This is a genomic window from Vogesella indigofera, assembly GCF_028548395.1.
In the GTDB taxonomy this organism is placed as follows: Bacteria; Pseudomonadota; Gammaproteobacteria; order Burkholderiales; family Chromobacteriaceae; genus Vogesella; species Vogesella indigofera_A.
Genome location: NZ_JAQQLA010000012.1, coordinates 148,519 through 172,585, shown reverse-complemented (window position 1 = coordinate 172,585; position 24,067 = coordinate 148,519). Strand labels below are relative to the sequence as shown.

Below are 24,067 nucleotides of genomic sequence, written 5' to 3'. Positions count from 1 at the left end.
CTGGCATGCTTGCGGCCAACCTTGCGCCAGTCGCGCAAGGTTGGCCGCAAGGCGTTAGCTAGTTAACGCCGCAGTAGCGCCTTTTCTACCTCGATCAGCAGGAAGGCGAGCACGCCGCTGGCCGCGATCAGCCCCCAGTGCGTGAGCGAAGGCGACGCGGTGCCGAACAGGGTGTGCAGCCACGGCAGGTAGCTGAACGCCAGCTGCAGCACGATCAGGATGGCCACGCACCACAGCGCGATGCGGTTGCCACCCAGCACGCGCAGCGTCAGCGCGCTGGTGTGCTGGTGGCGACTGTTGAACAGGTAGGCGATCTCGATCGCCACCATGCTATTCACCGCCAGCGTGCTGGCCAGCGCCTGCGAGTGGCCGCCGTCCAGCGCCCACAGGTACAGCGCGAACGGCAGCGCCACCATCAGCGCGCCGACGAAGGCCAGCCGCCACACGAACAGCGCGTCGATCAGCCCGGCCTGCGGTGGCCGCGGTGGGCGCCGCATCACGCCGTGCTCGGTCGGCTCGAAGGCGAAGGCCAGCGCCAACGTCACCGCCGACACCATGTTCACCCACAGGATCTGCACCGGGCTGATCGGCAGCGCCACGCCGAACAGGATGGCGGCGATGATGATGGCCGCCTGGCCGACGTTGGTGGGCAGGATGAACAGGATCGCCTTCTTCAGGTTGTCGTACACGGTGCGGCCCTCGCGCACCGCCAGCGCCAGGGTGGCGAAATTGTCGTCGGTGATCACCATCTCCGCCGCCTCCTTGGCCGCCTCGGTACCCTTGCCGCCCATGGCGACGCCGACGTCGGCCTGTTTCAGCGCCGGCGCGTCGTTGACGCCGTCGCCGGTCATTGCCACCACCTCGCCGTTGTGTTTCAGCGCGGCGATCAGGCGCAGCTTGTGTTCCGGGCTGGCGCGGGCGAACACGTCGATGTCGCGCACTGCCAGCGCCAGTGCCGCGTCGTCCAGCATATCGATATCGCTGCCGCTCAGCGCGCGCAGCCCGTCGCCGATGCCGAGGCGGCCGCCGATGGCGGCGGCGGTGCCGGCGTGGTCGCCGGTGATCATCTTGATGCGGATGCCGGCGCTCTGGCACAGCGCCACCGCGCGCGCCGCTTCCTCGCGCGGCGGGTCGATCATGCCGACCAGGCCGAGCAGCAGCAGCTGGTCCTCGGTGTCGGTAAAGTCCAGCTCGCTGCTGCAGTGCGCCTGGTGGCGTTCGGCGATGGCCAGTACGCGGTAGCCGTTGCCGGCCAAGGCTTGCGCCTGCTGTTGCCAGAACGCCAGTTCGAGGTCGGTGTGGCCGTGCTCCTGCTGCTGGTGGCTGGCGCGCGCCAGCAGCACCTCCGGCGCGCCCTTGAGCAGGATCAGGCGGTGGCCGTCGTGGTCGTGGTGCAGGGTGGCCATGAAGCGGTGTTCCGATTCGAACGGGATCGCGTCCTGCCGCGGCAGGCTGTGCTGCAGGCTGGCCAGCGGCAGCTGCGCCTTGTGCGCCAGCGTCAGCAGCGCGCCCTCGGTCGGGTCGCCGCTGAGCTGCCACTGGCCGGCGACGTGCTGCAGGCTGGCGTCGTTACACAGCGCCGCGGCGCGCAGCAGCGCGTCGAGCGGGGCGTGCTGGCCGTAGTGCAGCGGCGTGTCGCCGTGGAACAGGCCGCCTTCCGGCGCGTAGCCGACGCCGCTGACGCGCAGCTGGCGGTCGCGGGTGACGATGCGGCCGGCGGTCATCTCGTTGCAGGTCAGGGTGCCGGTCTTGTCGGAGCAGATCACCGTCACCGCGCCCAGCGTCTCCACCGCCGGCAGCTTGCGCATGATGGCGCGCTGGCGCGCCATGCGCTCGACGCCGATCGCCAGCGTGATGGTAACGATGGCGGGCAGGCCTTCCGGAATCGCCGCCACCGCCAGCCCGACGCCGGCCATGAACATGTCCGGCCAGCTGTGGCCGCGCCAGTACACGCCCAGCAGCAGGGTGACGCTGGCCACCAGCAGCGTGGCACCGGTCAGCCAGCGCGCGAACTGGTCCAGCTGCCGCATCAGCGGCGTGACGTTGTCGCCGACCTGGTCGAGCATCGCATTGATGCGGCCCAGCTCGGTGTCGCGGCCGGTGGCGATCACCAGCCCGCGCGCCTGGCCGAAGCTGACCAGGGTGCCGGCGTAGGCCATGTTGCGGCGTTCGGCCAGCGGTGTCGCCGCCGGCAGCGCGGCAAAATCCTTGCTCACCGGCAGCGATTCGCCGGTCAGCGCCGCCTCGTCGAGGCGCAGCGAGCGGCCGTCGAGCAGGCGCAGGTCGGCCGGCACCTTGTCGCCGCTTTGCAGTAGCACGATGTCGCCGGGCACCAGCGTGCTGGCGTCGACATCGTGGCGCTCGCCGTCGCGGATAACCGTCGCCTGCAGCGCCAGCATGTTGCGGATCGCCGCCAGCGCGCTTTCGGCGCGCCCTTCCTGGATGGTGCCGATCACGGCATTGATCAGCACCACGCCGAAGATCACCGCGCTGTCGACGTAGTCGGCCAGCAGCAGGGTGCCCAGCGCGGCGGCGAGCAGCACGTAGATCAGCAGGTTGTGGAATTGCAGCACAAAGCGCAGCCACGGGCTCTTTGCCGCCGGCTGCGGCAGGCTGTTGCGGCCGTAGCGTTGCAGCCGTTCCGCCGCGACGTGCTGGCTGAGGCCGTCGTCGCTGCTTTGCCAGTGCTGCATCACCTGGGCGGTGTCTTCTGCGTGCCAGTGCGGGGCGGGTGTTGCAGGCTTCATGGGCAGGCTATCCTTGAGTGAACTGCACGCAGTGTAGAGTGGCGCAGCCGGTGCATGGTTTCCATGCTGGGACATGTTTTGATGGATCGCAAAGATTGCCGCAAAACTTTCCGCAGCAAGCGGCGTCGGTGCGATGATCTGCCCGCTTGGGCATGCTGTTTGCTGATGGCATGTTAACGCCAGCCGTGGCCGGCGTATCGAATAAGAGGAATGCGGTGATGATGAAGAAAATTCTGTTGGTGCTGGACAGCGGCGACAGCGCGCTGCTGGCGCGAGACTATGCGCTGCAGCTGGCCAAACAGCACCAGTGCGCGCTGACGGCGCTGGCGCTGATCGACGGCGCCCCGCTGCTGGAAGGCGAGGCGATGCCGCCTGGGGCGTTCGCCTATCGCGTGGCGCGCGACGCCAGCATGGAGCAGCGCTGGCTGGACAACGCCCGCACCCTGCTCGACAACATGCGCGCGCAGGCCGGCGAACTGGATGTGGCACTGGCCAGCGTGCTGGCCGAGGACGGCCACCCGGAAGACGAGCTGGTCAGGCACGCGCCGCTGCACGACCTGCTGGTGGTGTCCACCGACAGTCACCTCGGCGAGAGCGAGCGGCCGCACGACAGCCGCTGGCTGGAAAACTACCTGCTAAACCCGGCGCGGCCGATGCTGCTGTTCTCGGCCGATACCGTGGTCCCCGCACACCCGCGTTGCGTGGTGCTGGCCTACGACGGCAGCCCGTGTGCCGCCCGTGCGCTGCAGCAGTTCGTGTTCCTCGGCCTCGCGCATGACCTGCCGCGCAAGGTGATCGCCAACCACACCGATCCGCAGGAAGCCGAGCGTCTGGCCTGCGAAGGCGCCGCCTATCTCGCCGGCCACGGCCTGCCGGCGGAGCCGGTGGCACTGACCGCGCGCGGCTCCACGTCGCAGACCCTGATCGCCGCCGCCGACAGCCAGGGTGCCGCGCTGCTGGTGATGGGTGCCTTCGGTCACAACAGCTGGAAGGAGCGTCTGTTCGGCTCCACCACCCGTACGCTGATGAAGCACTGCCACGTGCCGCTGCTGATGTTCCATTAAGCCGACGGCGCACGCTGGATGACAATGCGGCCAACCTTGAGGTTGGCCGCATTGTTTTTGCTGATGGCGTGTCAGCTGGTCAATTGCTTGTAGAAATAGCGGGTGGCGTGCAGGTGGCCATCCGGGCTTGCGGCATAGCCGGGGATGTCGCCGGCGTGCTGCCAACCCCAGCGCGGGTAGAGTCGTGCCGCCAGCGAGCCGGCATCGGTATCCAGTACCAGCAGCAGCCGGCCATCGGCTCGGGCGGCCGCCTCCGCCTGCTGCATCAGTTTCGCTGCCACTCCCTGGCCGCGAGCGTCCGGGTGCACCATCAGCTTCTGGATTTCGGCACGGTGGCGGCCATTGGCCTTGCCACAGGACGCAAGCTGTACGCTACCGATGATGCGTCCCTCGCTGATGGCCAGCCAGCAGCGCAATTCCACCCCAAGGTTGGCCGCAAGGGCCTGCCAGTAATCCTCGGCTTCGGTGTGATGGAGCGACGAAAGAAAGCCGATGGAAGCGCCGTCCTGCACGCAACTTAGCAGCAGCCCAGCCAGTTGTGCCGGGTCCGCTGTTTCGCCGGCCAGCCATTCACGGATGATCATTCGCCGTGTTCCAGCCCCAGTTCCTGGATCTTGCGCGTCAGCGTGTTGCGACCCCAGCCCAGCAGGTTGGCCGCTTCCACCTTGCGCCCGCCGGTGTGGGCGAGGCCGCTCTTGATGCAGGTGCTTTCGAAGCGGGCGGTGAGGTCGTCGATGATGCCGGATTCGCCGGCCGCCAACCTTTGCGCCACCTCGCGCGCCAGCAGCATGGTCCAGTCGCCGGCCAGCTGCGGCAGTACGCCGCTGCCGTCGGCGGCGAGCGGCAGCTCGATGGCGCCGCCGCTGCCGGCGATCAGTTCGGGGCGGAATTCCGGCGGCAGGTCCTGCATCTCCACCGACTGTCCCGGTGCCATCACCGTGATCCACTGGCACAGGTTTTCCAGCTGGCGCACGTTGCCGGGGAAGGCGTAGTGCTGCACCAGCGCCATCGCCGCTTCGGAGAGCCGCTTCGGCTCCACGCCAAGGTTGGCCGCACTGCGCGCCAGGAAGTGGCGCACCAGCAGCGGGATGTCCTCGCTGCGCTCGCGTAGCGGCGGCAGGCGCAGGCGGATCACGTTGAGGCGGTGGAACAGGTCTTCGCGGAACTGGCCGAGCTTGACGCGCTCTTCCAGGTGCTGGTGGGTGGCGGCGATCACGCGCACATTGGCCTTGATCGGGGTGTGGCCGCCGACGCGGTAGAAGTGGCCGTCGGACAGCACGCGCAAGAGCCGTGTCTGCAGCTCGGTCGGCATGTCGCCGATCTCGTCCAGGAACAGGGTGCCGCCTTCCGCTTCTTCGAAACGGCCGCGGCGGGTGCCCAGCGCGCCGGTGAAGGCGCCTTTCTCGTGGCCGAACAGTTCCGACTCCAGCAGGTCCTTCGGAATCGCCGCGGTATTGAGCGCGATGAACGGCTTGGCCGAGCGCACCGAGTGGCGGTGCAGCGCCTCGGCGACGCGTTCCTTGCCGGTGCCGGATTCACCGGTGATCAGCACCGTGACGCTGGATTGCGACAAGCGGCCGATGGCACGGAACACGTCCTGCATCGCCGGCGCCTGGCCCAGCAGCGCCGGCATCGCCTCGGCGTCCTCGCTGGCCGCCTCGCTGCTGCGGCTTTCCGCCAGCGCGCGCTCGATCAGCGCCACCGCCTGGTCGACGTCGAAGGGCTTGGGCAGGTATTCGAAGGCGCCGCCCTGGAATGCCGCCACCGCCGAGTCGAGATCGGAGTGCGCGGTCATGATGATCACCGGCAACGCCGGATGCTCCTGCTTCACCTTGCCGAGGAATTTCAGGCCGTCGGTGCCCGGCATGCGAATGTCGCTGATGATCACGCTGGGGGTGGCGTCGTACAGCGCGTTGAGCGCGTCGTCCGCGCTGGAGAAGCTCTGGTAGGCGATACCGCTGCGCGCCAGCGACTTTTCCAGTACCCAGCGAATCGCCTTGTCGTCGTCAATGATCCAGACCGCTTGCATCATGCTTGTTCGCCTTGAAGTAGTTTTATTGGTCCGGGCCGAATGGCATCAGTACCGTAAAGCAGGTGTTGCCCGGACGGGATTCGAATTCGATGGTGCCGCCGTGCTGGTGTACGAAAGTCTGCGCCAGCGTCAGGCCTAGGCCGGTGCCCTCGGCGCGGCCGGTGACCAGCGGGTAGAACACGTGGTCGCGGATGTCGTCGGGAATGCCGGGGCCGTTGTCGATGACTTGCAATTTCAGTGCCAGGTTGTGGCGCTTGCGGGCGAGGGTGACCTGGCGCGCGACGCGGGTGCGCAGGATGATCTCGCCGCTGCCCTTCATCGCCTGCACCGCGTTCTTGGCGATATTGAGCACCACCTGGATCAGCTGCTCCTTGTCGGCGGCCAGCATCGGCAGGCTGACGTCGTAGTCGCGGCGTACCGTCAGCCCCTGCGGGTACTCGGCCAGCAGGATGCTGCGTACCCGTTCCAGTACTTCGTGGATGTTGACGTCGCTGGCGATGTGGCGGCGGTGCGGCGCCAGCAGGCGGTCGACCAGGTGCTGCAGCCGCAGCGCCTCCTCGCGGATCACGCCGGTGTACTCCAGCAGCTCGGGGCGGTCGGCGATCTCGTGTTCCAGCAGCTGCGCCGCGCCGCGGATGCCGCCGAGCGGGTTCTTGATTTCGTGCGCCAGGTTGCGGATCAGCTCGCGATTGGCCTGTTGCTGCAGCAGCAGCCGTTCCTCGTTGGCGATGCGCAGCTGCTGGTCGATCGGGCGCAGCTCGACCAGTGCCAGCCGTGGCGGGCTGTCGATCGGGGTGACGGTAAGGCCGATGTGCAACGGGATGTCGCCTTCCGGCATCAGCTCCAGATCGTGCTCGATATAGCTGCCGGCATGATCCAGCGCCATCTGCACCGCGTTCTTCAGCGCGCGCGCGTCATGGAATAGCGCGTACAGCGAGTGCTTTTGCAGCTCCTTGCGGCCAACCTTGAGCAGGCTTTCGCAGGCCGGGTTGGCGAACAGCAGCTGGCCGTTGCGCTCGACGATCATCACCGGCGTTTCCAGCAATTCCAGACCGGCGTACTGCTGGGGATAGTTTTGGTAGGTCATGGTGGGCATTCCACATTGCTTGTACTGGCTTTAGCAAGAAACAAGCCCGGATGGGCGCGCTCTGGCGACCGCAATGCAGAATAGTTTGCCCTGTTTTGGTGCGTTCGTGTCGCTTTGGTGCTAGTTGCCGTCGCCGGCGTTGCCCAGCTCCTGCTTCAGTGCCGCGATATTGCGCTCGCGGTCGGTGACCGCATCGCGCAGGCGCTGAAGTTGGGCAGGCGTGGCGCCGGCTTTTTTGCCGGCGTCCTGCAGGCTTTGCCGCGCCTCGCCCAGCGCGCGCTGCTCGTTGTCGAGCTCGGTCTGCAGGATGCGGCGGCGGCCTGCGTCGCGCTGGCGCTGGGTGCCGCTGTCCACCGATGGAATGTGCGCCGGGGCGGCGGCACTGGCCGGACGCGGGCTGCTGGCGCGGGGCGGCGCCGGTGGCGCTTCGTCGGCGGCAGGAGTGACCAGCACCGCGCGCGCGCCGCGCATCGGCACGTTGGTGAAGGTGACGTGGCCATCCTTGTCGACGTGTTTGTAGATGGTGGCGGCGCTGGCCGTCGTGGCAGCGCTGCACAGCAGCAGGGAAGCGAGAAGCGGGCGCAGCATGGCATTACCAGGGAAGAACGGACCAGCGCCGATGATAGTGAAAGTTGCGCGTCGCGTCAGCGCGCCGGCGCATTAAATTGTCGCCGGCGACGGGCGCAGTTGGCGGTCAAGGATTGCGGCCAACGTTGGCCGCAGGCCGTGGCCGCACAATGAAAAACCCGCAGCGCCGATGGCACTGCGGGTCGGTGCGACGGTTCCGGACGGTGCCGGAACGCGCGTCAGCTTACAGCGAGTAGTACATCGCGAATTCTACCGGGTGGGTAGTCATGCGCGTCAGGTTCACTTCCTTCATCTTCAAATCGATGTAGGCGTCGATCCACTCGTTGGAGAACACACCGCCACGAGTCAGGAACTCGCGATCGGCGTCCAGAGCAGCCAGCGCTTCGTCCAGCGACGCGCACACGGTCGGGATCAGCTTGTCTTCTTCCGGCGGCAGGTCGTACAGGTTCTTGTCGGCGGCATCGCCCGGGTGGATCTTGTTCTGGATACCGTCCAGGCCGGCCATCATCAGCGCGGCGAAGCACAGGTACGGGTTGGCCAGCGGATCCGGGAAGCGCGCCTCGATGCGGCGGCCTTTCGGGCTGGCCACGTGCGGGATACGGATCGAGGCGGAACGGTTCTTGGCGGAGTAGGCCAGTTTCACCGGTGCTTCGTAGTGCGGAACCAGACGCTTGTAGGAGTTGGTGCCCGGGTTGGTGATCGCGTTCAGCGCCTTGGCGTGCTTGATGATGCCGCCGATGTAGTACAGGGCGAGATCGGACAGACCGGCGTAGCCGTCACCGGCGAACAGGTTCTTGCCGTCTTTCCAGATCGACTGGTGCACGTGCATGCCGGAACCGTTGTCGCCAACGATCGGTTTCGGCATGAAGGTCGCGGTCTTGCCGTAGCTGTGAGCTACGTTGTGTACCACGTACTTCAGGATCTGGGTCCAGTCGGCACGCTGGGTCAGGGTGCTGAACTTGGTGCCGATTTCGTTCTGGCCGGCGGTGGCCACTTCGTGGTGGTGAACTTCTACCGGTACGCCCAGCTCTTCCAGCAGCAGCACCATGGCCGAGCGGATGTCTTGCGAGGAGTCAACCGGCGGTACCGGGAAGTAGCCGCCCTTCACGCCCGGACGGTGACCGGTGTTGCCGCCTTCGAATTCTTCAGCGGAAGCCCAGGCAGCTTCTTCGGCCTTGATCTTCACGAAGCAGCCGGACATGTCGGTGCCCCAGGTGATGCTGTCGAAAATGAAGAATTCCGGTTCCGGACCGAAGTAGGCGGTGTCACCAATGCCGGAGGCCTTCAGGTAGGCTTCGGCGCGCTTGGCAACCGAACGCGGGCAGCGGTCGTAACCTTTGCCGTCGGCCGGGTCGATCACGTCGCAGGACATGAAGACGGTCGGTTCGTCGAAGAACGGATCGATCTTGGCAGTGGCAGGGTCAGCCATCAGCAGCATGTCGGAGGCCTGAATGCCTTTCCAGCCGGCGATGGAGGAGCCGTCGAACGCGTGGCCGTTCTCGAACCATGCGTCGGCATCGTCCAGCAGCACGTGAGCAGGAATGGTCACGTGTTGTTCTTTACCCATTGTGTCGGTAAAGCGCAGGTCGACAAATTTTACGTCGTTTTCGGTGATGAGCTTGACTACGTCTGCAACCGCCATGGTGATCTCCTAAATGAGCTAGCTAAGTGCATCAATCTGGATGGCACAAATTTATGTACCGGGGTAAAAGCATGAAGCGTGCCAGCTGTATGCGGGCGTGGGAAAGCCCATTTTGCCACATTTGCCGGCACCTGCCGCGGCACTGTTGCACGACAGTGGTGCCATTATTGTGCAAATCGCACCAAGCTGGTGCCTGATGGTGCCAATGCCCGCTTTTGGACCGCGCTTGCGGTGCCGGCCGCGTGATGACAGTCGTTGAACACTGCATTACTGTAAGGGTCTGACCATTATTAGCGCGTTACACAGGAGCCTCCCCATGACAGTAGAAACCATTTTGGCAACAGCACAGTCGCGCGGCAGTGAACTGGGGCTGACCTACAGCGGCGCACTGACGCCGTCGGAGGCGTGGGCGGTGCGCCAGTCGCTGCCGCAGGCGGTGATCGTCGATGTGCGCAGCGCGGCGGAATGGCAGTTTGTCGGCGTGATTCCGGAGGCGGTGCGCGTCGAGCTGCGTGCCTACCCCGGCATGGTGCCGAACGCCGCCTTTGTCAGCCAGCTGCAGCAGCAGGTCGGCACGGACAAGACCGTGCTGTTCATCTGTCGCTCCGGCGCGCGCTCGGACGAGGCGGCAAGGTTGGCCGCAGAGGCAGGTTATGCCGAGGTTTACAATATTCTGGAAGGTTTCGAGGGCGATCGCGATGCCGAGCAGCATCGCGGCCGCGTCAATGGCTGGAAGGCGCACGGCCTGCCGTGGATTCAGGGTTGAGCCACGGCTTGCAGTTTCCGGCCTGACAAGGCAAAGTGTGTTTTTGGTCGAGCGGCTGCCACCGGCTTTGCCTTATTCCTATTCTGAAGAGATGTAAATCATGACTGATCGTTACGCCGTGATCGGCAATCCCATATCGCACAGCCAGTCGCCGTTCATTCATGCCGAATTCGCCCAGGCCACCGGGCAGGACATGAATTACGAAAAACTGTTTGCCGAGCTCGGCCAGTTCGTGCCGGTGGTGCAGGCCTTCTTCGCCAATGGCGGCAAGGGCCTCAACGTGACGCTGCCGTTCAAGGGCGACGCCTTCCGCTTTGCCGACGAGGTGACCGAAGCGGCGCGTCTGGCCGAGGCGGTCAACACCCTGACGCTGCGCGACGGCCGGATCTATGGCGACAATACCGACGGCACCGGCCTGGTGCGCGACATCGTCGATAACCTCGACGTGCCGGTGACCGGCCAGCGGGTGCTGCTGCTGGGCGCCGGTGGCGCGGTGCGCGGCGTGCTGCAGCCGCTGCTGGCGCAGCAGCCACAGGCGCTGACCATCGCCAACCGCACCGTGATCAAGGCGGAATCGCTGGCTTACCAGTTCCGCGCGCTGGGCGGCATCGAGGCGGTCGGTTACGACGCGCTGCAAGGCCGCCAGTTCGACATCGTCATCAACGGCACCTCGACCAGCCTGTCCAATGAGCTGCCACCGATCCCGGCCGGTATCTTCAGCGGCCGCTCGCTGGCCTACGACATGGTGTACAGCCGCGGCCTGACGCCGTTCCTGCGCCGCGCGCAGTCCGAGAATGCCGGCATGCTGGCCGACGGCCTCGGCATGCTGGTGGAGCAGGCTGCGGAGTCGTTTCGCATCTGGCGCGGCATTCAGCCGGCCACGCGCAAGGTCACCAATATGCTGCGCGAGGTACTGGCCTGAGTCATGCGTTGGTTCCTTAAGATCGGAGCGGTCGTCCTGACCGCTCTTTTTTTGTACTACCTGTGGATCTTCGGCCATATCGTCTACTGGCGGCATGCCAATCCGTCCAGCAGCTCGTTCATGGACGCGCAGCTGTCGCGGCTGCAGGAAGACGACCCCGATGCCGAACTGCGCCATCGCTGGGTGGCGTATGACCGCATCTCCGGCAACCTGAAGCGGGCGGTGATCGCGGCCGAGGACGCCAAGTTTGTCGACCATGAGGGTTTTGACTGGGAAGGCATCGAGGTCGCCTTCGAGAAGAACCTGAAGCAGGGCCGCATTGTCGCCGGCGGCTCCACCATCAGCCAGCAGCTGGCGAAGAACCTGTTCCTGTCCAGCAAGAAGACGCCGTGGCGCAAGATAGACGAGGCGTTCATCACCGTGATGCTGGAGGCGGTGCTCGACAAGCGCCGCATCCTGGAGATCTACCTCAACGTGATCGAGTGGGGTGACGGCGTGTTCGGCGCCGAGGCCGCCGCGCGTCACTACTACCGCACCTCAGCCGCCCGGCTGTCGAGCGGACAGGCGGCCAAGCTGGCAGCGATGGTGCCCAACCCGCGCTACTACGACACTCACCGCAATGCCCAGGGTCTGGCCCGCAAGACCCGCATCATCCAGCGCCGCATGTCGCAGGCGCTCGCTCCCTGAGCCGGTGACGGCCGGCCGTCGCGGTGGCTGGCTGTCACATTCGCATGCTACAATTTCGGCTTCTTTCGTGATCGCTGCGATACGCGCAGCTGAAACGCATGGACTTACCCAGTTATCTCATAACCACCACTACCTTTTTGGCTAGTCAATAACCCCGCCTGTTACCGGATTGCACTCACTCCGCCACGGGCGGCAGGAGACGTGCATGACGGTTATCGACAAAAAACAACCAACCGATCGTCTGCAGGATAACCTCAACCAGGTGCAGCGCCTCATCGAGCGCCAGCGACTGGTCGAGGACCTCGTACATCGCCAGGACATGCCCAAGCATGACCTGGTGGAATCGCTCGTCCACAAGCAGAACCTGGTCGAGCTGGAGCACAAGCTCGAATCGTTGCACCCGGCGGATATCGCCTACATCCTCGAAGCCCTGCCGCTGGACGACCGCCTGCTGGTGTGGGATCTGGTCGACAGCGAGGATGAAGGCGAAATCCTGCTGGAAGTGTCCGACGCGGTACGCGAATCGCTGATCGAGTCGATGGAGCAGCACGAGCTGGTGGCCGCCGCCGAACAGCTCGACGCCGACGATCTTGCCGACCTCGCCCCGGATCTGCCGCGGCAGGTGGTGTACGAGGTGATGGGCGGCCTCGACGAAGAAGAGCGCCAGCAGCTGCAATCGGCACTATCCTATGAAGAGGGACAGGTCGGCGCGCTGATGGACTACGAGCTGGTCAAGATCCGCCCGGACGTCAGCTGCGAAGTGGTGCTGCGCTACCTGCGCCGTTTCGACGAATTGCCGAGCCAGACCGACAAGATTTTCGTGGTCGACGAAGACGGTGTGCTCAAGGGCGTGCTGCCGATACGCCGCCTGCTGGTGTGCGATCCGGAGCGGCTGGTAGAGGAGGTGATGGCGACCGAGGTGGTCAGCTTCCACCCCGACGAGGACGCCGCCGATGCCGCGCTGGCGTTCGAGCGCTATGACCTGGTGACCGCGCCGGTGGTCGACGAACACGGTGTGCTGGTTGGCCGCCTCACTGTCGACGAGATGGTGGACGTGATCCGCGAGGAATCGGAAACCGAGGCGCTGAACCTCGCCGGTCTGAAGGAAGAGGAAGACCTGTTCGCGCCGGTGATCGACTCGGTAAAAAACCGCTGGGCGTGGCTGGCGATCAACCTGTGCACCGCCTTCGTTGCCAGCCGCGTGATCGGCGCCTTCGAAGGCTCGATCGAGAGGCTGGTGGCGCTGGCGGCGCTGATGCCGATCGTTGCCGGCATCGGCGGCAATTCCGGCAACCAGACCATTACCATGATCGTGCGGGCGCTGGCGATGGGGCAGTTGCAGCCGGGGCAGGCGCAGCGTCTGTGGCGCAAGGAGCTGGGCGTCAGCGTGATCAACGGCCTGGTGTGGGGCTCGGCGCTGGGCGTACTGGCGTGGCTGCTGTACGGTAATTTCTCGCTGGGGCTGGTGATGCTGGCGGCCACCACCCTCAACCTGATGCTGGCGGCGTCGATGGGAGTGCTGATCCCGACCATGATGGAGCGTTTCGGTAAGGATCCGGCGGTCGGCTCCAGCGTGCTGATCACCGCCTGTACCGATTCCGGCGGCTTTTTCATTTTTCTCGGCCTCGCCAGCCTGTTTCTGCTCTAGACGATGAAGACGATCAACGAGGCCTTGCGCCACTTCGAACTGCCCCGCCTGGAGGCGCGGCTGCTGCTGTCGGCAGTGACCGGTTTTAGTCACGCCGAGCTGGTGTCGTTCGCCCCCGACGAGCTGACCTTGCAGCAGTGGCAGGCGTTTGCCACGCTGGCGCAGCGGCGGCTGGCCGGCGAGCCGGTGGCCTACCTGCTCGGCGAGCGCGAGTTCTATGGCCGTCCGTTCCGCGTCAGCCCCGCGGTGCTGATTCCGCGCCCGGAAACCGAACACCTGGTCGACGCGGCACTGGACAAGGTTGGCCGCAATCGTCGCGCGCGGGTGGTCGATCTCGGCACCGGCAGTGGCGCCATCGCGGTGACGCTGGCACTGGAGGCGCCGCTGTGGCAGCTCAGTGCCGTGGACCTGTCTCCGGCAGCGCTGGCGGTGGCGCAGCACAATGCGGCCAACCTTGGCGCCACGGTCGGTTTTCATCTGGGCAGCTGGCTGGCGCCGCTACCGGCGGATGCGATGTTCGATGCCATCGTCAGCAATCCGCCGTATATCGACGCGCAGGATCACCATCTGGATGAGGGCGATGTTCGCTTCGAGCCGCGCATGGCGCTGACCGACGGCAACGACGGCCTGGATTGCCTGCGCGAGATTGCGGCGCAGGCGCCGGCGCGGCTGGTCGCCGGCGGCTGGCTGCTGGTGGAGCATGGCTACGACCAGGGTGCGGCCTGTCGCGCGCTGTTTGCTGCGGCCGGGTTGCAGCAGGTGGCGACGCTGCCGGATCTGGCCGGCAATGACCGCGTGACGCTGGGCTGCCGCGCGTGAGTCGCGGCTTTGTTGCCGCGTGCGGAGTGTTGGCGCTGCTGCTACTGCTGAGTGGCCGCAATCAGGCGCTGTTTTTGCAGTTGCACCACGCCGGCGCGGTGTTGCCGGCGCTGCTGTGGCGTTTGCTCAGCATGTTCGGCGAGTGGTCGCTGGTGATCGCTGCCTTGTTGCTGCTGGCGCAGCGGCGCCCACCGCTGTTGCCGTCGCTGGTGGTGGCGGTGCTGCTAGGCATCGGCAGTGCCATCCTGCTCAAGGCGGCGTTCGCCGTGCCGCGTCCATTCCTGGTGTTGCCGGCGGGCAGCGTGCAGTTGCTGGATGTGCTGCCAGCCAACGGCGCCTTTCCCTCCGGCCATGCCATCGCCAGCGCGCTGCTGGCCGGGGTGATGGCGCAGGGGGGGCGCTGGTGCTGGCAGGCTGGGCTGATGGGTCTGGTGCTGCTGGTGTGCTGGTCGCGTATCGCCATCGGCGTGCACTGGCCGCTGGATGTGCTGGTCGGCGCCGCATTGGGCTGGGCCATCGCGCTGTTTTGCGTGCGACGGCAGTGGCCGGCCTGGCCGGCTGCATGGACGCCGGCGCTGTTGCGTAGCCTGGGGCTGGTACTGCTGCTGTATAGTGGTTGGAAATTGTGGCGGTCGCCGCCGAACGAGGCCTATGTGCTGTTCAATCTGCTGACATTGCTGGCCGCGCTGCAGTTGCTGCGGCCAAAGAAAAACGGGGCCTGAGCCCCGTTTTGTCGTGCACGTCAGCCGCGGCTTAGTGGTGGTGACCGTGCTCGCCGTGGGCGTGGCCGTGTGCCACTTCTTCTGCCGATGCCGGACGTACTTCGGCCACGGTGGCAACGAAGCGGATGGTCAGGCCGGCCAGTGGGTGGTTGCCGTCCAGTACCGCCTTGCCGTCGGCAACGTCGGTCACACGGAACAGGATCACGTCGCCGGTCTCCGGATCGTCAGCCTCGAACATCATGCCGACTTCGACTTCTTCCGGCAGTACGTCCAGCGGCTCGACACGAACCAGCTCTTCTTCCGGTTCGCCAAACGCATCGTCAGGCGTCATGGTGACGGTGATGGATTCGCCCACGTTCTTGCCGTGCAGCGCCTCTTCCACCATCGGGAAAATGCCATCGTAGCCGCCATGCAGGTAGGCGATCGGCTCTTCCGTCTTGTCGAGCAGGTTGTTGTCAGCGTCGTACATTTCGTAGTGGATGGTGACAACGGAGTTTTTGACGATTTGCATGTGGCGGTACCGTAAAGATAAAGAATGATAACGATGTTTGACCCAGAGCCGGGCGCTGCCAGCACGAAGGGTCATAATCGGCATCCCCTATTGTAAACCATTGCCAGATGGCACAACGAGATTCTGACATGAAAGCGATTGATCTGTTGGGCGGCATGACCGCCGAAACCTTTTTGCAGGACTACTGGCACAAGAAGCCGCTGCTGATCCGCGGTGCGCTGACGGATGTCGGGACGCCGGTTGATCTGGCGTGGCTGACCGAGCTGTCGCGCAGCGAGGATGTCGAGTCGCGACTGATCGAGTTCAAGCAGGGCAAGTGGTCGCTGGAGCGCGGCCCGTTCCGCCCCGGCCGCTTGCGCCGCCTGCCGGAAAGCGACTGGACCATCCTGGTGCAGAACGTCAACCATCACCTGCCGCATATTGCCGACATTCTGTGGCGTTTCGATTTCATGCCTTATGCCCGGCTGGATGACCTGATGATCAGCTATGCCCCGCCCGGCGGCACCGTCGGCCCGCATTTCGATTCCTACGATGTGTTCCTGCTGCAGGTCGGCGGCCGCAAGCACTGGCAGATCTCCTCGCAGCAGGACGAAGCCTTCATCGAGGATGCGCCTATCAAGGTACTGAAGGACTTCCGAATGGAAGAGGAGTTCGTGCTGGAGCACGGCGACATGCTGTACCTGCCGCCGCGCTACGCCCATTACGGCGTGGCGCTGGAGCCGGGCATGACTTACTCGATCGGCTTCAGGGCGCCGTCCGCACAGGAGTTGGCGACCGAATTCTTGGTTTACCTGCAGGACAGAATTTGTATTGATGGCAGATATGCCGACCCAGAGCTGCGGCCACCGCAGGAACCGGCACGGCTGGACGACAGCATGGTGGAGCAGGTTGGCCGCATCCTGTCGCAGATCAGCTGGGATCGCCACACGGTGACCGATTTTCTCGGTCATTACCTGACGGAACCGAAGCCGCACGTGTTCTACGAGGCGCCGGAAGAGGAGCTGGACGAAGACGAGTTCGCTGCTGCGGTAGTGGCAACAGGGGTGGAGCTGGATCTGAAAACACTGATTCTTTACGCTGATGACATGCTGTACTGCAACGGAGAGGCGCTGCCGGTGCCTGCGGGCGATGTCGCGGCGTGGCAACAGTTGGCCAACCGGCGCCGTATATCTCCGCAGCAGCTGTCACCGTCAATGATGCCTTTATTATTAGAGGGTTACCATACCGGTTGGTGGCAGCCAGCCGGCGAAAACTGAAAAAGGACATTGTCTACAATGTTGCGGGTAGCGGACTTGGTGCGTATATTGTTTTGACCCTAAATTATTCTGTTGTTGCATCGCCGCAGAATCGTGTCTGATATTCGCAATAAATTATTGTTTACCCCCTTTTCAGCAAATTTTTTCATGCTACAATTCGCGCACTGATTAAATCTGCACTACTTCCTCATCACACTTTTCTTGCTTGAGAAAGTAGTAGTTTAAACGTCTTGTTCAACACTCGCTTTCAAAGGTATTTACAAATGAAACAGTCGCTCCTCGTTGCTGCTCTGCTGGCCGTTGCTCTGTCCGCTTGCGGCAAAAAAGAAGAAGCTCCAGTTGAAGCTTCCGCTCCAGCTGTAGAAGCTTCCGCTCCTGAAGTTGTTGAAGCTTCCGCTCCAGCAGTTGACGCTTCCGCTGCTGACGCTTCCGCTCCAGCTGCTTCCGCTGCTCAGTAATTCTGAGTTAGCAAGAAAAACCGGCGCTAGCGCCGGTTTTTTTACGTCTGTCGCCAGCGGCTGCGCCGCTGGCAAGCATGAAAAAAGCCCGCGATCGCGGGCTTTTTGCTTGCCGGGTGGGCTTACTGCAGTTCGTTGAGCAGTTTCTGCTGCAGCGCCTGCAGCTGCTTGGCCGACAGCGGTGTGCCCTGACTGTTGCGGATGCTGATACGGGTCTGCTCCGCATCGGCCGGCTTCAGTTCGATGCGCAGTTGCTCGCGCATCGGCTCGGACGCTTTTTCCTTGTCCTGCCAGAAGGCCAGCGAGGACCAGATGCCGCCGCTGTTGTTCTCGGTCGCCTTCAGCGCCTCGTCCTGTACCGGGCTGACGAAGTAGACGCCCATCGAACGGTCGCGGTCGACGATAGCCAGGCCCTGGCGTTCCAGTGCCAGGCCGACGCGGCGCCAGCTGCGCTCGAAGCTGTCGGCAAGAATGATGTCGCCGCCTTCGCTGCGAACCTTGCTGCTGGCGACCGGATTGGCGCTGGCCTCCAGCTTGCGGGCATTTTGCGCGATAGTGGCTTCATCCACGCCTAGTCGGACCAGGAAGCGCGACAGGAATACCGCTTCCAGCTCCGGGTCGGCCGGACGCGGCTGCCAGCGTGTGGCATCCTTCGCTTCGTTGATGTAGATCTCGTACATGCCGCGATGGGTGAAGAACACGTCGGTGCCGGTGGCGGACTGTTCGACGCGGATGCGGAAGCGGTCACGTTCCGGGGTGGACAGTACCGAACCCAGGCCGATGTTTTCCAGAAGGTTGCGCACCGGGTCGCGGCCTAGCTTGGCGCGGTTTTCCGCCCAGTCGGTCTCCATCAGGCCGACATCCGGTTCTTCGGTCTGGATCACGAAGCCGTTATCCTGCCAGAAGGCCTTCAGCAGTGGCCAGACTTGTGCCGGGCTCTTGCCTTCCACGCTGATCCAGCGCTGGCTGCCGGCGCGTTCGATTTGCGCCTTGGCTTTCTGGTCGGCGCTGACCACCACGTTGGCCGCAACCTTGTTGTTGAGGGCAACATCGGCGGGAGCGGTGCTGCTGCCGTTGCTGTTGACCACCGGCAGTGGGTAGCGGTCTTGCTGTTGCGGTGTGCTCAGGTCTGGCGGTACTTCCAGCGAGCGTTTGGCTGCCGGTGCGTCGGACTTGTAGGCGATGGCGCTGTCCGGGCCGCTGCTGGCGCAGCCGGAGAGCAGTGCCGAGGAGACGACACCGGTGAGCAGGGCTTTTTTCATCATGGCATTCACGGGTTACAGCACCTCTGCTTGTTGCATCGCATGTTCGACGAGGGAAACGCTGGCATCGGTGAGCGGCGTCAGCGGCAGGCGCAGGCCGGCTGGCATCAGGCCGAGGCGGTGCAGTGCCCATTTTGCCGGGATCGGATTCGGCTCGGCGAACAGGAACTTGTGCAGACCTTGCAGCTTGTCATTGATGCGGCGCGCTTCGGCGACATTGCCGGCGAGGGCGGCTTGGCACATGGCGCTCATCAGTTTGGGGGCAACGTTGGAGGTGACCGAGATCACGCCGTGGCCGCCGCACAGCATGAAGGCCATGCCGGTCGGATCGTCGCCGGAGTAGAGACTGAAACCTTGCGGCACGCGCTTGATCAGGTCGCAGGCACGGCCGATGTCGCCGGTAGCGTCTTTCAGGCCGACGATGTTGCCGATTTCGCTCAGGCGCAGCACGGTGTCGTTGCTCATGTCGGCCACGGTACGGCCCGGTACGTTGTACAGGATGACCGGCAGTTCCACCGCTTCGGCGATCGTGCGAAAGTGCTGGTAGATGCCTTCCTGGGTCGGCTTGTTGTAGTACGGCACGACCGACAGCGAATGGCTGGCGCCGGCCTGCTTGGCGAGAGCCGCCAGTTCGATGGCCTCACTGGTGGAGTTGCCACCCGTGCCGGCAATGACGGTAATGCGGCCGGCGGCGTGTTGGGCCACGGCCGCCACGACCTTGATATGTTCTTCCACGCCCAGGGTGGCGGATTCGCCAGTGGTACCCACGGCCACGATGCCGTCGGTACCGTTATCGATGTGGAAATCTACGAGACGTTTCAGCGATTCAAAATCGACCTGGCCGTCCTCGAACATCGGGGTGACCAGCGCAACGAGGCTACCGGTAAGCATAAGATCTGCCTATTCTGGTTAAGGGTTTAAATGGTGTTCGATTGTAGCGGAATTCCGAGGCAGCTGCGAAAGCAAAGATGTACCGGCCGCAACACCCTGATTGCAGAGGGTGTTTGTGGTAAAATGCAGGGTTTTCCGGTACATGCAGTGACTGGCTGAGGAATGATCGAGTGATTACGACAAGCAACATTACCATGCAGTTCGGCGCCAAGCCGCTTTTCGAGAAGGTTTCCGTCAAATTTGGTGAAGGTAACCGTTATGGCCTGATCGGCGCCAACGGTTCCGGCAAATCGACTTTCATGAAAATTCTCGGGGGAGACCTCGAGCAAACCAGTGGCGAAGTCGCCATTGAGAACGGCCTGCGCCTGGGTAAGTTGCGCCAGGACCAGTTCGGCTATGAAGACCAGCGCGTGATCGATGTGGTCATGATGGGGCACACCGAGATGTGGGCGGCGATGAGCGAGCGCGATGCCATCTACGCCAACCTGGAGGCCACCGAAGACGACTACATGCACGCGGCCGAACTGGAGGCCAAGTTTGCCGAATATGATGGCTACACCGCCGAGGCGCGCGCCGGCGAACTGCTGATGGGGGTCGGCATTGCCACCGAGCAGCATTTCGGCCCGATGAGCGAAGTGGCACCGGGCTGGAAGCTGCGCGTGCTGCTGGCGCAGGCGCTGTTCTCCAACCCGGACATCCTGTTGCTGGACGAACCGACCAACAACCTGGACATCAACACCATCCGCTGGCTGGAGCATGTGCTGAACGAGCGCAACTCCACCATGATCATCATCTCGCACGACCGTCACTTCCTGAACTCGGTCTGCACCCACATGGCGGATCTGGACTACAACACCATCCGTATCTACCCGGGTAGCTATGATGACTACATGATTGCCTCCACCCAGGCGCGCGAACGTCAGCTCAGCTCCAACGCCAAGGCTAAGGAGCGCATCCAGGACCTGCAGGAATTTGCCGCCCGCTTCTCCGCCAACAAGTCCAAGGCCCGTCAGGCTACCTCGCGTCTGAAGCAGGTCGACAAGCTGAAGTCGGAAATGGTGGAAGTGAAGCCTTCCAGCCGCCAGAGCCCATTCATTCGCTTCGAAATGGACGAACGCTTCAAGCTGCATCGTCAGGCGGTGGAAGTGCAGTCGCTGAGCAAGGCCTACGACAACAAGGTGCTGTTCAAGGACATGAACTTCATCCTCGAGGCCGGTGCGCGGCTGGCCATCATCGGCCCTAACGGTGCCGGTAAAACCTCGCTGGTGAAAATGCTGGCCGGTGCCTTCGATCCGGTGCTGGCGGAAGGCCTGACTGCGGATTACGGCACGGTGAAATGGGCAGAGAAGGCGCAGATCGGCTACTTTGCCCAGGATCACGAAGCCGAGTTCGACAGCGACCGCACGCTGACGGAGTGGATGCGTGAGTGGGGTCAGGACGGCGACGACGAGCAGGTGATCCGTGGCACCTTGGGCCGCCTGCTGTTCGGCGGCAACGATGTGGAAAAAGCGGTGCGCGTGCTGTCCGGTGGTGAAAAGGGCCGCATGCTGTATGGCAAGCTGCTGCTGCAGAAGCCGAACGTGATGATCATGGACGAACCGACCAACCACATGGACATGGAGTCGATCGAAGCCCTGAACATGGCGCTGGAAAAGTACAAGGGCACGCTGATTTTCGTGTCGCACGACCGCCAGTTCGTCAGCTCGCTGGCCACCCAGATCCTGGAACTGGATGGCAAGGGCGGTTACGACTACTACACCGGCGATTACGAGGAATACCTGTCCAGCAAGGGCCTGGAGTAATTCCCACAATCCCATACAAAACAGGCAGCTAGCGCTGCCTGTTTTTTTATGTGCAGGTTGGCCGCAACAGCCCTTGCCGCCCACGTCAGCTTCTTAGAGCGATTGCTTTACGTTGGCGACAGCCTTGCGCTATATTGCAGCGCAAGATGTTGTGCGTTGCAAAACAGGATGCCGCAGTGCAATGTCAAAGCCATAACAAAAGACAGAGAAAAACAGGGACTTGAATCTCGAAGGTCGGTGGTGGAGGAATATCCGTTCGACAATCGGGTTGCCTGCAACCTAGCAAAGGAAAAATCATGCGCTTGAAAGGGAAAGTCTCCATCATCACCGGTGGTGCCAGTGGTATCGGTAAGGCTACTGCAGAGAAATTCATCAAGGAAGGCGCCATCGTAGCGGTTTGTGACATCAATATGGATGCAGTCAATGCCGTGGTGGAAGAGCTGAAAGCCCTGGGTGGCGAAGCCGTCGGCTATCAGGTGGACGTGACCAACAAGGCGCAGATCGCCGACATGGTTGGTGCCTTGAAGAGCAGCTACGGCCGCATCGACGTACTGGTCAACAACGCCGGCATCGTGATGGATGCACAGCTGATCAAGATGAGCGAAGACCAGTTCGACAAGGTGATCGACATCAACCTGAAGGGTGTTTACAACTGTACCAAGGCCGTGGTCGACACCATGATCGAGCAGGGTGCCGGTGTGATCCTCAACGCATCCTCGGTCGTGGGTGTGTACGGCAACTTTGGCCAGACCAACTATGCCGCCTCCAAGTTCGGCGTCATCGGTTTCGTCAAGACCTGGGCCAAGGAACTGGGCAAGAAGGGCATTCGCGCCAACGCGGTGTGCCCGGGCTTTGTTGCCACTCCTATCCTGAAGTCGATGCCGGAAAAGGTGATCCAGGCGATGGAAGACAAGGTGCCGATGAAGCGCATGGCGCAGCCGGAAGAAATCGCCAACGTCTACGCCTGGCTTGCTTCCGACGAAGCCAGCTACATCAACGGTGCCGCCATCGAAGTGACCGGTGGCCTGACACTGTAAGCCGCCTGCTGCGGCAGCTTGCCGCACGTAAAAAAGGTTGGCCGCAATTGCGGCCAACCTTTTTTCATGCCTGTTGCCAGATCACGGGCAGTGGTTCAGGCCTCGTGCTCCAGCATGGTGACGCCGTTCAGGCCGGAGCGGAACACCGCCTGCTGCAGGGTGTGGATCGCCTGCTTGCGGAAAAACTGCTTGCGGGTAACCAGCAGCACGCGGCGCTGCGGCACCGGGGCGGCAAACGGGATGATGGACAGCAGGCCTTCATCCGCCGCCGACACCGAGGTCTGCGGCAGTACGGTGACGCCCATGCCGCTGGCCACCATGTGACGGATGGTGTTGAGCGAGCTGCCCTGCAGCGACGCGGCCAGACCGTTGTTCTGGTGTTGGCGGCTGGCCACCTCGCTGCAGGCCTGCAGCACGTGGTCGCGGAAGCAGTTGCCCTGCGACAGCAGCAGCACGCTTTCACTGGCCAGATCGGACGAGCGCACCGCGTCACGCTTCTCCCACGGATGGCCCTTGGGGGTGGCGACGACGAATTCTTCGTCGTACAGCGGCACCGCCACCGTGCCGGCTTCGTCGAACGGGTCGGCGACGATGATGGCGTCGACTTCGCCGCGCTTGAGCATTTCTGCCAGCCGCGCGGTGTAGTTCTCTTCCAGGATCAGCGGCATTTCCGGCGCCAGGATGCGCAGTGCCGGGATCAGCTTCGGCAGCAGGTAGGGGCTGATGGTGAAGATCACCCCCAGCTTCAGCGGCCCGGCCAGCTCGTTCTGGTGCTCGCCGGCCAGGCGCTTCACCGTCTCCGCTTCCTCCAGCACTCGCTGCGACTGTTCGATGATGCGTTCACCGATTTCGGTGACGCTCACCTCCTGGCCGCCACGCTCGAACAGGGTGACCCCCAGCTCGTCTTCCAGTTTCTTGATCGCGATCGACAGCGTCGGCTGGCTGACAAAACAGCTTTGGGCCGCCCGCCCGAAGTGGCGCTCGCGCGCCACCGCGACGATATAACGCAGTTCGGTCAGAGTCATGGTGTCAGCGCTGGTGTTCCGGCAGGACGATGTTCACTTCCAGTACCTCGAAGTTGTCCTGGCGTTCCAGGTGCACCTTGATGTCGTCCTGGTTCACCGCCACGTACTTGGAGATCACTTCCATCAGCTCGCGCTGCAGCGCCGGCAGGTAGTCCGGCGCGCCGGTCTTGCCGTCGCGTTCGTGCGCCAGGATGATCTGCAGGCGTTCACGGGCGATGGAGGCCGTTTTCTGGCGCTTGCCAAAAATCATATCGATCAGGGACATGGCTAGCCTCCAAACAGTCGTTTCAGAAAGCCGATTTTTTCCGCTTCCACAAAGCGCATCGGACGGTCCTCGCCAAGGAAGCGGGCCACCACATCGCCGTAAGCTTCGGCGGCGTCGGAACCCTTGATGTGGATCGCCGGGGTACCGGAGTTGGACGCCTGTAGGATGGCCTGCGATTCCGGGATCACGCCGATCAGTGGAATGCGCAGGATTTCCTTCACGTCTTCCACCGACAGCATCTCGCCCTTGTCGACGCGGGCCGGCGAGTAGCGGGTGATCAGCAGGTGTTCCTTCACCGGCTCGCGGCCTTCTTCGGCGCGGCGCGATTTCGACGACAGGATGCCGAGAATGCGGTCGGAGTCGCGTACCGATGACACTTCCGGGTTGGTGACCACGATGGCTTCATCGGCAAAGTACAGCGACATCAGAGCGCCTTTTTCGATGCCGGCCGGCGAATCGCAGACGATGAACTCGAAGCCCATTTCGTCCAGGTTCTTCAGTACCGTTTCCACGCCTTCACGGCTGAGCGAGTCCTTGTCGCGGGTCTGCGACGCCGGCATCACGTACAGGTTGTCGCAGTGCTTATCCTTGATCAGCGCCTGGTTGAGGCTGGCTTCGCCATTGATCACGTTGATCAGGTCGTACACCACGCGACGCTCGCAGCCCATGATCAGGTCCAGGTTGCGCAGGCCGACGTCGAAGTCGATCACGGCGGTCTTGTGGCCGCGCAGGGCGAGGCCGGATGCAAAGCTGGCGCTGGTGGTGGTTTTGCCGACACCACCCTTGCCGGAGGTCACAACGATGATTTTTGCCACGATATCGATCCTTGGAATAAC

23 protein-coding genes are annotated in these 24,067 nt (G+C 63.5%); 11 read left to right on the top strand and 12 right to left on the bottom strand.

Annotated features, from left to right (window positions below):
* Positions 1–62 precede the first annotated feature (62 nt).
* Positions 63–2,747, bottom strand: a complete 2,685-nt coding sequence (locus tag PQU89_RS16525) for a cation-transporting P-type ATPase (RefSeq protein WP_272766748.1) — start codon at positions 2,745–2,747, stop codon at positions 63–65.
* 218 nt (positions 2,748–2,965) lie between these two features.
* On the opposite strand from PQU89_RS16525, the gene PQU89_RS16520 reads away from it, so the two are divergent.
* Positions 2,966–3,811 carry a universal stress protein gene (locus tag PQU89_RS16520; protein ID WP_272766747.1) on the top strand — a complete coding sequence of 282 codons (846 nt, stop codon included), beginning with the start codon at positions 2,966–2,968 and terminating at the stop codon, positions 3,809–3,811.
* A gap of 71 nt (positions 3,812–3,882) precedes the next feature.
* On the opposite strand, the gene PQU89_RS16515 is transcribed toward PQU89_RS16520, so the two are convergent.
* The 5 genes from PQU89_RS16515 to glnA all read right to left on the bottom strand — a co-directional run bounded on the left by PQU89_RS16515 (position 3,883) and on the right by glnA (position 9,160).
* Positions 3,883–4,395, bottom strand: coding sequence for a GNAT family N-acetyltransferase (locus tag PQU89_RS16515; protein ID WP_272766746.1), 513 nt, complete (start codon positions 4,393–4,395; stop codon positions 3,883–3,885).
* Positions 4,392–5,843: a nitrogen regulation protein NR(I) gene (gene ntrC, locus PQU89_RS16510; RefSeq protein ID WP_373322824.1), complete on the bottom strand. Its 1,452-nt coding sequence runs from the start codon at positions 5,841–5,843 to the stop codon at positions 4,392–4,394. Before ntrC ends, PQU89_RS16515 begins: the two co-directional genes overlap by 4 nt.
* Before the next feature lie 22 nt (positions 5,844–5,865).
* On the bottom strand, positions 5,866–6,930 hold the full coding sequence (gene glnL / locus PQU89_RS16505) for a nitrogen regulation protein NR(II) (protein WP_255908677.1): 1,065 nt from the start codon (positions 6,928–6,930) through the stop codon (positions 5,866–5,868).
* 120 nt (positions 6,931–7,050) lie between these two features.
* Complete coding sequence (locus PQU89_RS16500; RefSeq protein ID WP_272766745.1) at positions 7,051–7,518, bottom strand: DUF4124 domain-containing protein; 468 nt, start codon at positions 7,516–7,518, stop codon at positions 7,051–7,053.
* A gap of 223 nt (positions 7,519–7,741) precedes the next feature.
* Positions 7,742–9,160 (bottom strand): type I glutamate--ammonia ligase, encoded by a 1,419-nt coding sequence (gene glnA, locus PQU89_RS16495; RefSeq protein WP_272766744.1) that lies wholly within the window; start codon positions 9,158–9,160, stop codon positions 7,742–7,744.
* A gap of 316 nt (positions 9,161–9,476) precedes the next feature.
* On the opposite strand from glnA, the gene PQU89_RS16490 reads away from it, so the two are divergent.
* The 6 genes from PQU89_RS16490 to PQU89_RS16465 all read left to right on the top strand — a co-directional run bounded on the left by PQU89_RS16490 (position 9,477) and on the right by PQU89_RS16465 (position 14,724).
* The gene (locus PQU89_RS16490) at positions 9,477–9,926 is read left to right on the top strand and encodes a rhodanese-like domain-containing protein (RefSeq protein WP_272766743.1); all 450 of its coding nucleotides are present in this window, start codon (positions 9,477–9,479) and stop codon (positions 9,924–9,926) included.
* Between the two features lie 100 nt (positions 9,927–10,026).
* A complete protein-coding gene (aroE, locus tag PQU89_RS16485) occupies positions 10,027–10,848 on the top strand; it encodes a shikimate dehydrogenase (protein WP_272766742.1) in 822 nt (273 codons plus the stop codon).
* Between the two features lie 3 nt (positions 10,849–10,851).
* Positions 10,852–11,535: a monofunctional biosynthetic peptidoglycan transglycosylase gene (gene mtgA, locus PQU89_RS16480; RefSeq protein ID WP_047966237.1), complete on the top strand. Its 684-nt coding sequence runs from the start codon at positions 10,852–10,854 to the stop codon at positions 11,533–11,535.
* A gap of 205 nt (positions 11,536–11,740) precedes the next feature.
* Positions 11,741–13,183: a magnesium transporter gene (mgtE, locus tag PQU89_RS16475; protein WP_272766741.1), complete on the top strand. Its 1,443-nt coding sequence runs from the start codon at positions 11,741–11,743 to the stop codon at positions 13,181–13,183.
* A gap of 3 nt (positions 13,184–13,186) precedes the next feature.
* Entirely contained in the window at positions 13,187–14,002 is an 816-nt protein-coding gene (gene prmC / locus PQU89_RS16470) for a peptide chain release factor N(5)-glutamine methyltransferase (RefSeq protein WP_272766740.1), read from the top strand.
* Between the two features lie 26 nt (positions 14,003–14,028).
* Complete coding sequence (locus tag PQU89_RS16465) at positions 14,029–14,724, top strand: phosphatase PAP2 family protein (RefSeq protein WP_373322823.1); 696 nt, start codon at positions 14,029–14,031, stop codon at positions 14,722–14,724.
* 31 nt (positions 14,725–14,755) lie between these two features.
* Here PQU89_RS16465 and PQU89_RS16460 read toward each other — a convergent pair whose 3' ends face one another.
* Entirely contained in the window at positions 14,756–15,235 is a 480-nt protein-coding gene (locus PQU89_RS16460; RefSeq protein WP_047966234.1) for an FKBP-type peptidyl-prolyl cis-trans isomerase, read from the bottom strand.
* 128 nt (positions 15,236–15,363) lie between these two features.
* Between PQU89_RS16460 and PQU89_RS16455 the strand changes: the two genes are divergently transcribed.
* Together PQU89_RS16455 and PQU89_RS16450 are read left to right on the top strand one after the other, a co-directional pair.
* Positions 15,364–16,491 carry a ribosomal protein uL16 3-hydroxylase gene (locus PQU89_RS16455; RefSeq protein ID WP_272766738.1) on the top strand — a complete coding sequence of 376 codons (1,128 nt, stop codon included), beginning with the start codon at positions 15,364–15,366 and terminating at the stop codon, positions 16,489–16,491.
* Positions 16,492–16,754: 263 nt separating this feature from the next.
* The gene (locus PQU89_RS16450) at positions 16,755–16,949 is read left to right on the top strand and encodes a hypothetical protein (RefSeq protein ID WP_082133648.1); all 195 of its coding nucleotides are present in this window, start codon (positions 16,755–16,757) and stop codon (positions 16,947–16,949) included.
* Between the two features lie 122 nt (positions 16,950–17,071).
* On the opposite strand, the gene bamC is transcribed toward PQU89_RS16450, so the two are convergent.
* Complete coding sequence (gene bamC / locus PQU89_RS16445) at positions 17,072–18,214, bottom strand: NlpB/DapX family lipoprotein (protein ID WP_272766737.1); 1,143 nt, start codon at positions 18,212–18,214, stop codon at positions 17,072–17,074.
* A 12-nt stretch (positions 18,215–18,226) separates the two neighbouring features.
* Positions 18,227–19,102: a 4-hydroxy-tetrahydrodipicolinate synthase gene (gene dapA / locus PQU89_RS16440; protein WP_272766736.1), complete on the bottom strand. Its 876-nt coding sequence runs from the start codon at positions 19,100–19,102 to the stop codon at positions 18,227–18,229.
* A gap of 170 nt (positions 19,103–19,272) precedes the next feature.
* Between dapA and PQU89_RS16435 the strand changes: the two genes are divergently transcribed.
* Both PQU89_RS16435 and fabG read left to right on the top strand, forming a co-directional pair.
* Positions 19,273–20,904 (top strand): ABC-F family ATPase, encoded by a 1,632-nt coding sequence (locus PQU89_RS16435; RefSeq protein ID WP_272758884.1) that lies wholly within the window; start codon positions 19,273–19,275, stop codon positions 20,902–20,904.
* 296 nt (positions 20,905–21,200) lie between these two features.
* Entirely contained in the window at positions 21,201–21,941 is a 741-nt protein-coding gene (fabG, locus tag PQU89_RS16430; protein WP_047966229.1) for a 3-oxoacyl-ACP reductase FabG, read from the top strand.
* A gap of 95 nt (positions 21,942–22,036) precedes the next feature.
* Here fabG and PQU89_RS16425 read toward each other — a convergent pair whose 3' ends face one another.
* Genes PQU89_RS16425 through minD form a run of 3 tightly spaced genes read right to left on the bottom strand, consistent with a single transcriptional unit; the run spans position 22,037 to position 24,046 of the window.
* The gene (locus tag PQU89_RS16425) at positions 22,037–22,966 is read right to left on the bottom strand and encodes a LysR substrate-binding domain-containing protein (RefSeq protein WP_272758883.1); all 930 of its coding nucleotides are present in this window, start codon (positions 22,964–22,966) and stop codon (positions 22,037–22,039) included.
* Between the two features lie 4 nt (positions 22,967–22,970).
* A complete protein-coding gene (minE, locus tag PQU89_RS16420) occupies positions 22,971–23,231 on the bottom strand; it encodes a cell division topological specificity factor MinE (RefSeq protein WP_047966227.1) in 261 nt (86 codons plus the stop codon).
* A 2-nt stretch (positions 23,232–23,233) separates the two neighbouring features.
* On the bottom strand, positions 23,234–24,046 hold the full coding sequence (minD, locus tag PQU89_RS16415; RefSeq protein ID WP_047966226.1) for a septum site-determining protein MinD: 813 nt from the start codon (positions 24,044–24,046) through the stop codon (positions 23,234–23,236).
* Positions 24,047–24,067 lie beyond the last annotated feature (21 nt).